Source organism: Streptomyces caatingaensis, assembly GCF_001187435.1.
Classification (GTDB): Bacteria; Actinomycetota; Actinomycetes; order Streptomycetales; family Streptomycetaceae; genus Streptomyces; species Streptomyces caatingaensis.
This window is the reverse complement of record NZ_LFXA01000013.1, coordinates 66,638-79,995: the sequence shown is the minus strand read 5'-3', so window position 1 is coordinate 79,995 and position 13,358 is coordinate 66,638. Positions and strand designations below refer to the sequence as shown.

Sequence of the window (13,358 nt, the reverse complement as noted above, 5' to 3'; positions counted from 1 at the left end):
AAGGGAGGACTCCGCAAAGCGCCGTTCCGTTGAGCCGGATCCGGCCATGAAGGAGGCGCTCAGTCGCGGGAGTTGCCGAAGAGGATCCGGTAGGCGACCAGCAGCACGAGGGAGCCCACGATCGCCGCGCCCCACGTCGGCGCGTCGAAGAAGTGCTTGGCGATGGGCTTGTGCAGGAACTTGGCGGAGAGCCAGCCGCCGAGGAACGCCCCGGCGATACCGATCGCGGTCGTGCCGATCAGCCCGCCCGGATCGCGTCCGGGCAGCAGGACCTTGGCGATCGCCCCGGCCAGCAGGCCGAGGACGATCCAGCTGATGATGCCCATGGTGGTGTCAGTCCTTCCGGGTGCGTGCGTACGGAAGGACGTCCGGCCGCCGCACGGCGGTTGCCGCGCGGCGGCCGGGCGCCCGGCTAGTCGAGGGTGACGCCGTAGTCGGCGGCGATGCCGGCCAGCCCGCTGTCGTACCCCTGGCCGATGGCCCGGAACTTCCACGCGCCGTCGCGGCGGTAGAGCGCGCCGAAGACCATCGCCGTCTCGGACGCGGCGTCGTAGGACAGCTCGTAGCGGCACATCTCGCGGCCGGTGGCGTTGTCCACGACGCGGATGTACGCGTCGCGGACCTTGCCGAAGTCCTGGCCGCGGGCGGCCGCGTCGTGGATGGAGACGGTGAAGACCACCTGCTCCACGCCGCCCTCCGCGTCCAGCCCGTCGAGGTCGACGGTGATGCGCTCGTCGTCCCCCTCGCCCTGCCCGGTGGTGTTGTCGCCGAGGTGGCGCACCGCGCCGCCGGGGAGGGCGAGGTTGTTGTAGAAGACGAAGTGCGCGTCGGAGAGCACCTTGTTGCCCGGGCCGCAGACCAGGGCGGCGGCGTCCAGGTCGAAGGCGGCGTCGCCCTCCCCGGCGTCCCAGCCCAGACCGACGGTGACGTCGGCGAGCGGGGTGCCGTCCTGGGTCAGGCTGGTGTTCTGGCCCTTGCTGAGACTGGTGCTCACGGTGATCGGGGAATCCTTTCCGTACGAGGTCGCTGCCGGCCCGGATCAGACCCGGACGCCGAAGTCCTGGGCGATGCCGTGCAGCCCCGAAGCGTAACCCTGGCCGATCGCGCGGAACTTCCACTCCCCGCCGTGCCGGTAGAGCTCGCCGAAGACCATCGCCGTCTCCGTGGACGCGTCCTCCGTCAGGTCGTAGCGCGCCAGCTCGCGGCCGTCCGCCCGGTTCACCACGCGGATGAAGGCGTTGCGCACCTGGCCGAAGCTCTGGCCGCGGACGGCGGCGTCGTAGATGGAGACGGGGAACACCACCCTGTCCACCTCGGCCGGCACCGCGGCCAGGTCGACCTGGATCTGCTCGTCGTCGCCGTCGCCCCCGCCGGTGAGGTTGTCCCCGGAGTGCACCACCGAACCCTCGGGGCTGCTCAGGTTGTTGAAGAAGACGAAGTGCCGGTCGGAGACGACCTTGCCGTCGGCCGCGCACAACAGGGCGGAGGCGTCCAGGTCGTAGTCGGCACCGGTGGTGGTCCGCACGTCCCAGCCGAGGCCCACCGTGACGGCCGTCAGGCCCGGGGCCTCCTTGCTCAGCGAGACGTTGCCGCCCTTGGCCAGGGTCACTGCCATGAACATCCTCCGGGGAAAACACGTGGAACACGGGTCACGACCTGCCGGTATGACACGCCGTGACCTGAAGAACGCGGGACAGGGGCGGAAGGTTCCCGGGTTGCGCAAGCACTGAAGTGGATCGCTCGCGGCGGCACCCGTGGTCGTTCCGCCGGTTGCGCAACACCTAAAGTATCCCCATGACAGAAGCCGAGACGTTCATGCCGGAGAAGGCCCGCCTGGAGGGCGGCCCCGCCGACGGGGTCCGGGTGCGGGTGACCGGGCGGCCGGGAGTGCTCCAAGTCGCCTACCCCTGCCCGACGGTGGGCCCGGCCGGCGGCGCGCAGGTGGAGGCGCTGTACCTCTACCGCCGCGACCTCACCGTCACCGAGGAGCCCCTGCGCTACGGGTACGACGCCGCCAGTCCCTGACCGGCCGTCCCGCCCCGCGGATCACACCCTCCCCAACAGTTGCTATATTGCGCAACCGAGCAAGGAACGAGTGGGGTGGGATGACACGCACACCAGTGGCCGAACGCCGCGACGGGCGACGGGCCGCCCGCATCAGACGACGACGGCGCGGCCGCGCCCGCCTCATCGGCGCGATAGCCGGCTCCTGCGCCCTCCTCCTCGTGGGCGGCGCCGCCTGGCTCTACTGCGAACTCGACGGCAGCATCGACAGCTTCGACGCCAAGGGCCTCGCCAAGGACCGCCCCGCCGAAGGCTCCGGCGGTCAGAACGTCCTCGTCATCGGCTCCGACTCCCGCGCCGGCGCCAACAGTTCGCTCGGCGGCGGGGAAGGCGAAGCCGGCCGCTCCGACACCGCCTTCCTCCTCCACGTCCACGGCGACCGCAAACACGCCGTCGCCGTCTCGATCCCCCGCGACACCCTCGTCGACATCCCGCCCTGCCGCCTCCCCGACGGCCGCTGGACCGAGCCGCGCACCGGCGCCATGTTCAACTCGGCCTTCTCCGTGGGGCTCACCCCCCAGGGCAATCCCGCCTGCACCCAGAACACCGTCGAGAAACTCACCGGACTCCGCGTCGACCACACCGTCGTCGTCGACTTCGCCGGCTTCTCCGCGATGACCTCCGCCGTCGGCGGCGTCCGGGTGTGCCTGCCCCACGACGTCCACGAGGGCGACCTCAACCCCCACCGCGGATCCCGCGGCGCCCGCATCTTCGCCAAGGGCCCCCAGACCGTCTCCGGCCAGAAGGCACTCGACTACGTGCGGCTGCGCCACGGCATCGGCGACGGCTCCGACATCGGCCGCATCAAACGCCAACAGGCCTTCGTCTCCAGCCTCGTCAAGAAGATCAAGGACGAGGGCTTCGACCCCGCCACCCTGCTCCCGCTCGCCCAGGCCGCCACCAAGTCCATGACCGTCGACCCCGGACTCGGCTCCGCCCGCAAACTCCTCTCCTTCGCCATGTCCCTCAAGGACGTGGACCTGCACGACACCAAGTTCGTCACCCTGCCCTGGCGTTACCAGGGCAACCGGGTCGCCGTCGTCCACCCCGACGCCGACGCCCTCTGGGAGGCGCTGCGCAACGACCGCACCATCGACGGCCACGACGCCGGCGGCAGGCGGCCGGCCACCCCCGGCACCGAGCCCGCCCCCACGCCCCCCTCCGGCGCCGGCATCAGCGTCGCCGTCCACAACGGCACCACCGTCGAGGGACTCGCCGCCCGCGCCGCCGAGACGCTCCGGAAGGACGGCTTCACCGTCACCGCCACCACCACCGTCCCCGCCACCGGCCACTCCGCCACCCTCGTCACCTATGGCCCCGGCCTCAGGAGCCGGGCGGAGACGGTCGCCCGCCGCTTCCCCGGCGCCGAACTCCGGCAGACCGCGGCCGGCGGCATCGGCGTCACCCTCGGCACGGCGTACGCCGCCGGCCCCTCGCCCGCCCCGTCCTCCCCGGCGCCCACGGCCGTCCCGTCCCGCGTCGCCGAGCAGGCCCGCTCGGCCGACGACGACGTCTGCTCCGACCTCTCCTACGGGTGACCGGGCCCCTCCCGCGTACGCTGGGACCGCCGGACCGGACGGACGGGGAGGCGGGGATGGCGTCGCCGAGCAGCGGCACGGAGGACCCCTCGCCCGAGGAACTCCGGCGCGCCGCCGCCGTCTTCGCCCTGCTGGCCTCGCCGGTCCGCCTCCACGTGCTGTGGCTCCTCTCCCGGGGCGAGCACAACGTGACCGGCCTCGCCGAACGCGTCGGACAGTCCCTGCCCGCCGTCAGCCAGCACCTGGCCAAACTCCGGCTGGCCGGTCTCGTCGACGCCCGCAGGTCCGGACGGCACACCGTCTACCTGGCCGGCGACCCGGCCGTCGGCGCCGTCGTGGAGCGGGTCCTCCGGCACCTGACGGACCGGCGGGACACGGCCCCTCCGGGCACCCGCGCCCGCTGACGCGGAATCCGCCGGGGGCGGACGCCCAACTCCCGCGCGCCCGGCGGCGCGTGCCCCGGCGCGCGGCCCCGCCCCGTGCAACGGCCGGACCACGCACCCGCCGGCGGACCACCGCCACCACCCGTACGCACCGCCGACGCCAGGACGCCGCGCCCGGCCCCGTCCCGGGCGGCACGGCGCGGCACGGGGGCGCCGCCGCGCCGCGGGCGGAAGCGGGTGCTCACCACGACGACGGGGAAAAATCGGCCAGTTGACCCCATGGGCCCGCGCTCCCGCGGGTCCGCCGCCCCGCCGGGCCGACGGGGGGTCCTTCCCGGAAGGGGGATCGATGGACGGCTATGTGATGACGTGTGGTCGGTCACGCGGAGACGCGGAGGAGGACCTCGGCGTCCTGGGCGAGGAACCCCCGCGGGCCTGGTGGCACTCCTACGCGGGGACCACCGACCCCGGCCGGCCGACCCTCCTCGTCGAGGCGGACGCCGACGGCTGGCGCGCGTACCTCGGCGGCATACCCACGGGCCCCGCCGGCCCCGACGGCGGCGGCGAGGACGGCGCGGACGACGGCGGGGGCGCCGCGTCCGGCTTCGCCCTGGCCTTCGCCGGCGGACCGGGGGAGGAGGCGTCCGGCGGCGTCGTCCGGCTCGTCGCCCGCTGGCTCGAGGACCTCGCCGAAGGCCGGCCGGACGGACCCGTCAGCGCCTGCCTGCGACGGCACTTCCCCGCCGGCACGCTCGAACGGCTCCGGCACGCGGACCCGCGGGAGGCGGCCGAGGAGACCCGCCGGCTGCTCGCCCGCACCCTCGCGGACGTGGCCTGGCTGCCCGCCCCCGGCGACGCCGCCGGCCCCGGCCGGCCGGCCGCCGGCGGCGAACCCCCGGCCTGGATCGGCACGGTGCACCACCGCTCCTCCCGCGAACGCTTCGTCCTGCGCGTCGAGGAACTGCTCTCCGGCGCCGAGGGCCGCGCCCTGCTCCTCAACCGCGTCGGCGGCCCCGCACAGGCGCCCCCCGGACGCCCCGGCGAACGGCTCAGCGTGCTCACCGACCGCCCCGCCCCTGCCCTCGACGCCGGCCCGGTGGCCCTCGCCGGCGGCGGCCCCTCCTTCGGCACCCTCTCCGCGAGGGCGCTGATCGTGGCGGGCGCCGTGGTCGCGGTCGGCTGCGTGGTGTGGGTCCTGTGGATGGCCACGGCCTGAGCGGACGGCCGGGGCACCGGCCCCGCGGCCCGGCGGCCGCCGCCCCCCGGCCATCATGGACCACCATGACCGCGAAACCCCAGGAATCCTTCATCACCCTGCGCGGACGCCGCTTCGCCTACCGGGACTTCGGCGGCTCCGGCCCCGCAGTCCTGGCGCTGCACGGGCACTTCGGCCGCGGCCGCGCCTTCGCGCCCCTGGCCGCCGCGCTCGCGCCCCGCCACCGCGTGGTCGCCCTCGACCAGCGCGGCCACGGACTCTCCGACGACGGCGGCGAGTTGACACCCGACGCCTACGTGGCCGACGCCGCCGCCTTCCTCACGGCCCTGGACCTGGCACCGGCCGCCGTGGTCGGCCACTCCATGGGCGGACACGTCGCCCTCCTCCTCGCCCGCCGCCACCCCGGACTCGTCCGCTCCCTGGTGATCGTGGACACCACCGTCCTCAACCGGGAACCCGAGACCCGGCCCGTCCTCGACGTCTCCGACTGGCCCCGGCACGCGCCCACGCGCCAGGCCCTCGCCGCCGCCGTCGAGGCCCGCGTCGGCCCGTACGCCGTCCACTTCCTCGACAGCGCCGCCGAGACGGACGACGGCTGGTCGCTGCTCTTCGACCCCGCCGCGCTGACGGCCTCCCAGCGCGCCTTCGCCGGCGACTTCTCCGCCGACTGGGCCGCCTCCCGGCAGCCCGCGCTGCTGCTGAGGGGCGGCGACAGCTTCCTGCTCAGCTCCGCGACGGCCCGGCGCATGGCACGGGAGCGGCCCGGCACACGGCTGCGCGAGTTCCCCGGCTGCGGGCACTGGCTCCACGAGGACGACCCGGACGGGTTCGCCCGGGAAGTGGGCGCCTTCCTCGACGAGGGCCACGGCTGAGGCGACGGGGCAGGGCTGAGGCGACGGGGGACAGGGCTGAGGCGACGAGGGGTACGGCTGAGACCCGCCGTCGCGCCGGAGCCGACGGCCCCGCCCCACGGAGCCGTCGGCTCCGGCGCGACGGGCCGGGGCCCGTCCGCTCCCCGGGAATCCGTGCGCGCGCGCATTCCCGCGCTTCCGGTCGCGTTCCGGGTTTGACGGGGGCGTCCCCGGTCATTCGTGTCGTGACGGCCGGCAACGGGCAGAAAGGCGAACGGACATGGGAATCATCGCGTGGATCGTCATAGGGCTGATCGCGGGCGCGGCGGCCAAGGCCATCATGCCGGGCCGGGATCCCGGCGGAATCTTCGTGACCATGCTCATCGGAATCGCCGGCGGTCTCCTCGGCGGATTCCTCGGCAAGGTGATTTTCGGGATCCATTCCCTCACCGGGTTCTTCCACCTGTCGACCTGGATCGCCGCGATCGTCGGCTCGCTGCTCATCCTCGCGCTGTACCGGGTCTTCGCCGGGCGCCGCTCGTCCTCCCGCGGATGACGACGGGCCCGGCCCGGGCGGAGGGGCGGGTGAGAGACGAGGAATGAAGCGCCCCTTCCGGGGAAGGCGCGTGGCGGTCATCACATCCGTCGCACGTTCCGCCGGGAGGATTCCATGCTGCTCGCCCACCCCGCCGTTCTCCGTGACCTCGTCGAGCGCCATGCCGCCCTCGAGCGCGCCGCGGCCCCGGGGGCGGCGGACCCGGCGATACGGCAGGAGCTGGCGGACGTCACCTACACGCTGTGCGTCTCGACCGGTACCCGGGACCTCGCCGCCGCGCTGCGCGTCGCCCGCCACCGCCTCGCGGAGGCCGCCGACGGCCACGAGGAGGCGCCCCTCACGGCCGGGACCGACCGCGATCGGTGACCCGCCGGGGAAGCGCCCGGCCCCTCCCGCCCCGGGAGGGACCGGGCGCTTCCCCGTGCGCGAGGCGTGAGGGAGACGTCGCGCTGAGTGGCGCCGGCGGTCCCCCGGTGTGAGGCCGGGCATAGGGCGCGCGTCACATACTGCGGTCTTTAGTGAAAAGCGGCGGTGAATTCCCGGGCCGGGGTGTCGTGTTGATCTCCTGGGTGCGGTGCCGGGTAGTAGGTCCCCGTCCTTGTCAGGGGTTTTCGGCGCCGCTAACAATTGCGGGGTCGCTGGGCGCCGTCGGTTTACGGCGCTTCTTTCGTGCCGGGTTTCCGGTGCGGTGCGGCTCCGCGATCGGGAAGGTGTTCTTCTTCGTCATGCGTTCCACTCACTCCGGCTATACCCGTCTGTCCAAGGTCCACAAGATGTCCGCCGCCGGTCTCGGTGCCGCGGGTGCGGCCGCCGTGGTGTTCGCGGTGGTCTCCGGTGGGCCGGCCGCCGCGCAGCCGGTGGCCGTGAAGCCGGTGGCGTTCGACGCCACGGCCTTCACCTCGGACGAGCAGGGCCGCGGCGAGCTGGCGCGGCAGGCGGACGGCGCGGCCGAGCAGGCGCGCACCGAGGCCGCCGCGAAGGTCAAGTCCGTCGCCGACGCGAAGGCCGCCCGGGCGAAGGCCGACGCGAAGGCCGCCAAGGACGCCAAGGCGAAGGCCGACCGCCAGGCCAAGGAGCGCGCCGGGAAGGAGGCCGCGAGCCGGTCCACCGACCGCAAGCCGCTGAAGGCCGCCGAGGCCCCGGCCGCGGCGCCGAAGGCGTACGGCAACGACCTGGACGGGTGGATCAACCAGGCGCTGGACATCATGCGGGCCAAGGGGATCCCGGGTTCGTACGAGGGCATCAAGCGCAACATCATGCGGGAGTCGACGGGCAACCCGCAGGCGGTCAACGACTGGGATGTCAACGCGGTCAACGGTGTGCCGTCGAAGGGTCTGCTGCAGATCATCGACCCGACGTTCAAGGCGTTCCACGTGGACGGTACGTCCTGGGACATCTACGACCCGGTCGCCAACATCGTCGCGTCGTGCAACTACGCCGCCAAGACCTACGGCTCCATGGACAACGTCAACTCCGCCTACTGACCGTCCCGTCGCGGAACCTCCCCACGCGGCCGCCGCCCGGCACTCCCGGGCGGCGGCCGCGTCGCGTCGTCCACCCCGGAGTCCCGCCCGGCCGAACTCGTCCCCGCCCCACGGCGGTTGGTGACCGCCGAGTAGGCTGATCATGGCCGGACCGGACGACAGCCGCGGCGCGGCGCCGGCCCGGCGGAGGGGAGCACCATGCGGAGCGGATCACGGCACGCGGTCGTCATCGGGGGAAGCATCGCCGGACTCCTGGCGGCCCACGTGCTCAAGGACCATGCGGATTCGGTGACCGTCGTCGAGCGCGACCGCTATCCCGACGGACCCCGGCACCGCGCGGGCGTGCCCCAGGACCGGCACGCCCACATCTTCCTCGAGGGCGGCGTGCGGGCCCTGGAGGACCTGCTGCCCGGCCTGCCGGACGAGTTGGTGGAGCACGGCTCCCCGCGCCTGGGCATGCCGGCCGACTTCGTGCAGTGGCAGGGCGGCCAGTGGTTCCGGCGCACCCCCGCCAGCACGCACGTCCTCACCGGCTCCCGGCCGCTGACCGACTGGCTCGTACGCCGCCGGGTCCTCGCCGACGCGCGCGTCACCGTCCTGGAGGAGACCGAGGTGACGGGTCTCACCGGCGACGCCGCGCGCGTCCGCGGCGTCCGGGTGCGCCGCCGCGGCGCCCGCCAGGAGACCCGCACCCTGGACGCCGGCCTCGTCGTCGATGCGTCCGGCCGCTCCACGCGCGCCCCCGCCTGGCTGCGGGCGATCGGCGCCGAGCCGCCGCGCGAGGAGACCATCGACTCGGGCCTCGCCTACGCCACCCGCTTCTGGGCCGCAGGCACCAACACCGACCTGTCCTTCCGGGCCGTCTACCTGGCGATCGACGGGCGGCACCCGCGCGGCGGCCTGCTGCTGCCCGTGGAAGGGGACCGGTGGATCGCCCTCCTCTCGGGCTTCAGGGGGCACGAACCGCCCACGGACGAGCAGGGCTACCTCGACTTCGCCGCGACCCTGCCCGACCCGGTCATGCGGGAGTGGCTCGACAGGGCCGAACCCCTCACGGCCATACACGGCTTCCGCGGACTGGCCAACGTCCGCCGCCGCTACGACCGTCCGGGCCGGCGCCCGGCCGGCTTCCTCGCCACCGGGGAGGCGCTGTGCGCCTTCAACCCCGCCTACGGACAGGGCATGTCGGTCGCGGCCCTGTGCGCCGTCGCCCTGCGCGACGCCCTGGACGACGGCCGCCGCACCCCCACCACGCGGCGCGTGCAGCGCGCCCTGGCCGACGCCACGCGGCAGGCGTGGGACATCTCCTCCGGCGCCGACCGCGTGGTGCCCGGCGTCACCGGCAACGCCGTGCGGCCCCGCGTGATCGACCGGCCCGCCGCCTGGTACCTGAACCGGGTCCTGGAACGGCTGCCCCGCAACCCCCTCGTCGGCGACACCTTCCGGAAGGTCGGCTCGCTCGCCGCGCCGGCCACGGCCTTCTTCGCCCCGCGGGTCGCCAGGGAGGTCCTCTTCACGCCGGTGCCCGCCTCGCCCTCCGCGCCGCCGCTCCTGCCGGAGAGCGCCGAGAGCGCCGAGAGCGCGGAGAGCGCCGGGAGGACGCGGCGTGCCGGGAGGACGGGGCGTGCGGGGAAGACGGGGAGCGCCGGGAGCACGGAGGCGCGGCGCTGACCGGCGCGCCCTAGGCCGCCGTCCCCTTCTCCACCGCCGCCAGGAAGTCCAGCAGCGCCGCGTTGACCTCCTCCGGGCGCTCCTGCTGTGTCCAGTGGCCGCAGCCGGGCAGCTCCACGGCGGCGTGCAGCAGCGGGGCGACCCGGCGCAGCGAGGAGCGCAGGGCGTCCACCCCGGCCAGGGACGTCACCATGTCGCGGTCGCCCACCACGTACAGGGCGGGCACCTCGACGCGGCGGCCGGAGAAGGGGATGAGCAGCCGCTGGTTGAGCGCGATGTTGCGGTACCAGTTCAGCGGGCCGGTGAAGGCGCGGTCGCCGTGGCCGGCGTAGTCGTGGACGAACGCCGCGATGTCGTCCTCCGTCAGCCAGGCGGGCAGCCGCTCGGGGTCCGGCATGAGGTCGAGCACGCCCCTGCCCTCGGGGACGACCCACGGGCGGGGGCGGGCGTTGGCCGGGTTGTCGCCGGAACCGCCGTACAGGACGCGGCGGAACGTCGTGGCGGGATCGCGGGCCAACTCGGCGTCCGCGACGCCCGGTTCCTGGAAGTAGACCTGGTAGAAGCCGTCCCCGTACAGGGCCCGGGTGGCCTCCGGCGGGGCCATCCCCGCCGGGGGCGGGGTCGGCGGGACGCTCAGCCCGGCGACGCCGCGCACGAGGTCCGGGCGGAGCAGCGCCGTCGTCCAGGCGACCGGCGCGCCCCAGTCGTGGCCGACGACGACGGCCTGCCGCTCGCCGAGCGCGGCGATGAGCTCGGTGACGTCGCCGACGAGGTGCAGCAGGGTGTACGCGTCGGGGCGCCCGGGCCGCTCGCTGCGGGCGTAGCCGCGCTGGTCGGGGGCGACGACCCGGTAGCCGGCCGCCGCGAGCGGGCCGAACTGGTGGCGCCAGGAGTACCAGCTCTCGGGGAAGCCGTGCAGCAGCAGGACCAGCGGGCCCTCGCCCTGCTCGGCGACGTGCAGGCGCACGCCGTTCACCTCGACGGAACGGTGCGTGACGGACGGGTTCACATCGGCTCCTTCGGTGGACACGGACCCATGGTCGCCCCGATCGTCCCCCGGGTGAACACCGGCGTCCGGCACCCGCGCGGGCGCCGGACGCCGGGGGCCGTGCCGCGTCAGCGGCGCAGCGGTCCCTCGCAGGTGTAGTCGGTGGTGCCGGCGGTGCCGTCGGGCCAGATGTCGACGGTGCCGAAGTGGCAGTTCATGTCGGCCAGGTTGGGGGAGGCGGGGCGGGCCCGCTCCAGGACGAAGGCGTCGACCGTGCGGGAGACGTCCTGGAACACCCGGTCCGGGTCGCCGGAGGCGTCGAGGCGCGCCGTGATGCGGCCGGTGCAGACGAAGCGCCGCATCGCCGGGTCGGGGCCGGCCGCGCAGGCGGGGTCCAGGTAGGTCGCCGCGGCGAAGGAGGCGCGGACGGCGTCGGCGGAGGACTCGCGCAGCCGGTCGTTGGGGGTGAAGTCCGTGCTGGGCACGTGGAGTCCGTCCACCTGCGCGATCTGCCGGTCGAGGAAGGCGTCGTAGGCGCGCTGGAGCGAGGTGTCGCGGCCGGCGCGGTCGCGCCAGGCGTCGAAGCCCCCGGGGTCGTTCGCCCGCAGCAGGCCGTACATCTCCCGCAGCATCGAGGGGTGTTCGGTCCACAGGAACTCGAAGAACGTGCCCGCGTAGTCGTAGAAGCGGAAGTGGTCGCCGTCGTACGTGGCGTGCAGCAGCCGGTTCACGCTCATGCGCGGGCCGCCGCCGGAGGTGTCCTTGATGACGCCCTTGACCAGGGACTTGCGGACCTTGACGCCCGCGTCGCGGGTGGAGCCGGCGAAGAACTCGGCGGTGCCCTCGTCCATCGCGGTGGTGCGGTCGGCCTCGTACCAGGGGCCGGAGCCGAACAGGCCCGGCACCGCCCAGCGGCCGTTGAGGTAGTGGGTGTACTCGTGCCGGAAGAGCTCCTCGAGGGTGAGCGAGGAGTCCTGCGGGACGCGCCGCTGGTAGGTGTAGAAGGTGGCGCCGTCCTCGATGTACATGCCGCCGTTCTCGGTGGACAGCCCGGTCAGCAGCGTCTGGAACGCCGCGTAGTGGGCGCGGGAGTCGTACAGGACGATGTGGAGGGTGGAGTTGGTGTCGTCGGCCAGCGGCCGGTCGGTGCCCAGGACGCGGAAGAACTGCTCCTTGACCTGCTTGCTCGCGTAGTAGAGGTGGTCCACGGTGTCCCGGTCCAGCGCGGTGCGGACGGTGATGCCGCCGCCGTCGTAGGAATAGGCGCGCGGGAACAGCCGCTGCTCGAGGTCCGGTTCGCACACGTGGTAGGCGGAGCACCGCCGGTAGTCGACGAGCCAGGCGACGGCCTTGGCCCAGGGGTCGCCGAGGGCGCCGAAGTTGGCTTCGGTGACGGGCAGCAGCGCCCCGAGCCCGTTCACGGTCTCGTCGCGCAGTTCGGCGATCTCGCCGAAGCGGCCGTACTCGCCGATCGCGTCGCGCACCACCCACTCGTTGGGCGTGCCCTTGAGGTGGGTGTGGCGGGCGAACGCGCGGAAGGCGTCGCGGTACGCCGCGTTGCGTGCGGCGACGGTGCGGAAGGCGGTGTCGTTGTTGCCGGGGTAGAGGCCCAGGTAGTTGACGGAGAGTCCGGCGAGGGCGGCGCCGCCCCAGGACGGGTCCTTGAAGGTGGTGTGGTACGGGTCCATGGTGGCCAGTACCTTGCGGATCAGCGGGAGTTGGGACTGGCGCAGCCCCTGGCCGCTGCCCGCGTACAGGGCCTCGCGCAGGCTCTCGGCGTTCTCGCGCGTCACGTCGAAGCTGTGGCGCGCGGTGCCGAAGGCGTTGACCGCCCGGCGCATCGCCTCGGTGGTCGCCGGGTCGGTGACGTCGATCTCCGAGTGGGAGAAGTCCTGGTAGACCACGGCGTGGAGGTAGGTGAGCAGCTCCAGCAGGTGGCTGCCGTCGCGGCCGTCGTGGGCGGGGGAGAGGGCGGATATCCGGCGGGAGACCGCCTGGACGTGGGGCCGTGACATGACGGGCGCGAGGCGCGGATCCCAGGTCCAGATCAGCTGTCTCAGACAGCCGTCGGCGGTGACGGCCGGGTCGGTGAGGAAGTCGGCGAACCGCTCGGGGCCGAGGCCGGTCACGCCGTCGAGGGTGCAGGGCGCCGTGGCCGGCCGTCCGAGGTCCTTCGGCGGGACGGCGGGGGGACGCGGGCCGGGTATGCGGCCCTCGGGCAGCCCGCCGGGGGCGGGCACCGAACGGTGCCCGGTTTTCGGCGCCTTGGCCAGGTGCGGGACTTGGTCACGGGGGCCGCGAGGGTCGTCGGCGGTGGCCGCGGGGCGCTCGTGCGGGGCTGCCGCCGCCGTGGCGAGCAGGTTCGCCGGAACGAGGAGCGCGGCGGCGGCCGCGGCCGCGAGCAGGGTGCGGTGAACGGGTCTCCAATGGGACACGCTGGTCTCCAGAGTGGGGGGACGTGCGGACAACGTCCGTGAGAAAGGGGCCACTTGGGCCGGACGGCGCGGAGGCGCCGTGCGAGGGGTACCGTAGTTATGTGACATTGCACTGACAAGGTGTCTGCGGCTCCTTTGCCGACTCGTGGTCGGGCGGGGTGCGGCCGGACGC

General features: G+C 74.2%; 15 protein-coding genes. 9 read left to right on the top strand and 6 right to left on the bottom strand.

Annotated features, from left to right (window positions below):
- Positions 1-59 precede the first annotated feature (59 nt).
- The 3 genes from AC230_RS19760 to AC230_RS19750 form a co-directional block, all read right to left on the bottom strand.
- Positions 60-326 carry a GlsB/YeaQ/YmgE family stress response membrane protein gene (locus AC230_RS19760; protein WP_049717637.1) on the bottom strand — a complete coding sequence of 89 codons (267 nt, stop codon included), beginning with the start codon at positions 324-326 and terminating at the stop codon, positions 60-62.
- 86 nt (positions 327-412) lie between these two features.
- Positions 413-994, bottom strand: coding sequence for a TerD family protein (locus AC230_RS19755; RefSeq protein ID WP_049717636.1), 582 nt, complete (start codon positions 992-994; stop codon positions 413-415).
- A 45-nt stretch (positions 995-1,039) separates the two neighbouring features.
- Complete coding sequence (locus AC230_RS19750; RefSeq protein ID WP_049717802.1) at positions 1,040-1,615, bottom strand: TerD family protein; 576 nt, start codon at positions 1,613-1,615, stop codon at positions 1,040-1,042.
- A 179-nt stretch (positions 1,616-1,794) separates the two neighbouring features.
- Here AC230_RS19750 and AC230_RS19745 point away from each other — a divergent pair, with 179 nt between their 5' ends.
- The 7 genes from AC230_RS19745 to AC230_RS19715 all read left to right on the top strand — a co-directional run bounded on the left by AC230_RS19745 (position 1,795) and on the right by AC230_RS19715 (position 6,974).
- Positions 1,795-2,025: a hypothetical protein gene (locus tag AC230_RS19745; RefSeq protein ID WP_049717635.1), complete on the top strand. Its 231-nt coding sequence runs from the start codon at positions 1,795-1,797 to the stop codon at positions 2,023-2,025.
- An 80-nt stretch (positions 2,026-2,105) separates the two neighbouring features.
- Positions 2,106-3,602, top strand: coding sequence for an LCP family protein (locus tag AC230_RS19740; protein ID WP_049717634.1), 1,497 nt, complete (start codon positions 2,106-2,108; stop codon positions 3,600-3,602).
- Positions 3,603-3,658: 56 nt separating this feature from the next.
- On the top strand, positions 3,659-4,006 hold the full coding sequence (locus AC230_RS19735; protein ID WP_049717633.1) for an ArsR/SmtB family transcription factor: 348 nt from the start codon (positions 3,659-3,661) through the stop codon (positions 4,004-4,006).
- A gap of 328 nt (positions 4,007-4,334) precedes the next feature.
- Positions 4,335-5,201 (top strand): hypothetical protein, encoded by an 867-nt coding sequence (locus AC230_RS32100; protein WP_049717632.1) that lies wholly within the window; start codon positions 4,335-4,337, stop codon positions 5,199-5,201.
- Positions 5,202-5,266: 65 nt separating this feature from the next.
- A complete protein-coding gene (locus AC230_RS19725; protein ID WP_049717631.1) occupies positions 5,267-6,073 on the top strand; it encodes an alpha/beta fold hydrolase in 807 nt (268 codons plus the stop codon).
- 259 nt (positions 6,074-6,332) lie between these two features.
- Complete coding sequence (locus AC230_RS19720; protein WP_049717630.1) at positions 6,333-6,608, top strand: GlsB/YeaQ/YmgE family stress response membrane protein; 276 nt, start codon at positions 6,333-6,335, stop codon at positions 6,606-6,608.
- A 114-nt stretch (positions 6,609-6,722) separates the two neighbouring features.
- A complete protein-coding gene (locus AC230_RS19715) occupies positions 6,723-6,974 on the top strand; it encodes a DUF5133 domain-containing protein (protein ID WP_049717629.1) in 252 nt (83 codons plus the stop codon).
- Positions 6,975-7,209: 235 nt separating this feature from the next.
- Here the strand turns inward: AC230_RS19715 and AC230_RS34350 are convergent, their stop codons facing one another.
- Positions 7,210-7,335, bottom strand: coding sequence for a hypothetical protein (locus tag AC230_RS34350; RefSeq protein ID WP_277816920.1), 126 nt, complete (start codon positions 7,333-7,335; stop codon positions 7,210-7,212).
- Here AC230_RS34350 and AC230_RS19710 point away from each other — a divergent pair.
- Both AC230_RS19710 and AC230_RS19705 read left to right on the top strand, forming a co-directional pair.
- Positions 7,334-8,092, top strand: coding sequence for a transglycosylase SLT domain-containing protein (locus tag AC230_RS19710; protein WP_049717801.1), 759 nt, complete (start codon positions 7,334-7,336; stop codon positions 8,090-8,092). The two genes, AC230_RS34350 and AC230_RS19710, sit on opposite strands and share 2 nt — an antisense overlap.
- Before the next feature lie 198 nt (positions 8,093-8,290).
- Complete coding sequence (locus AC230_RS19705; RefSeq protein ID WP_107082190.1) at positions 8,291-9,763, top strand: NAD(P)/FAD-dependent oxidoreductase; 1,473 nt, start codon at positions 8,291-8,293, stop codon at positions 9,761-9,763.
- A gap of 10 nt (positions 9,764-9,773) precedes the next feature.
- Here the strand turns inward: AC230_RS19705 and AC230_RS19700 are convergent, their stop codons facing one another.
- Together AC230_RS19700 and AC230_RS19695 are read right to left on the bottom strand one after the other, a co-directional pair.
- Positions 9,774-10,793, bottom strand: coding sequence for an alpha/beta fold hydrolase (locus AC230_RS19700; protein WP_241833294.1), 1,020 nt, complete (start codon positions 10,791-10,793; stop codon positions 9,774-9,776).
- A gap of 86 nt (positions 10,794-10,879) precedes the next feature.
- On the bottom strand, positions 10,880-13,186 hold the full coding sequence (locus AC230_RS19695) for a collagenase (RefSeq protein WP_049717627.1): 2,307 nt from the start codon (positions 13,184-13,186) through the stop codon (positions 10,880-10,882).
- Positions 13,187-13,358 lie beyond the last annotated feature (172 nt).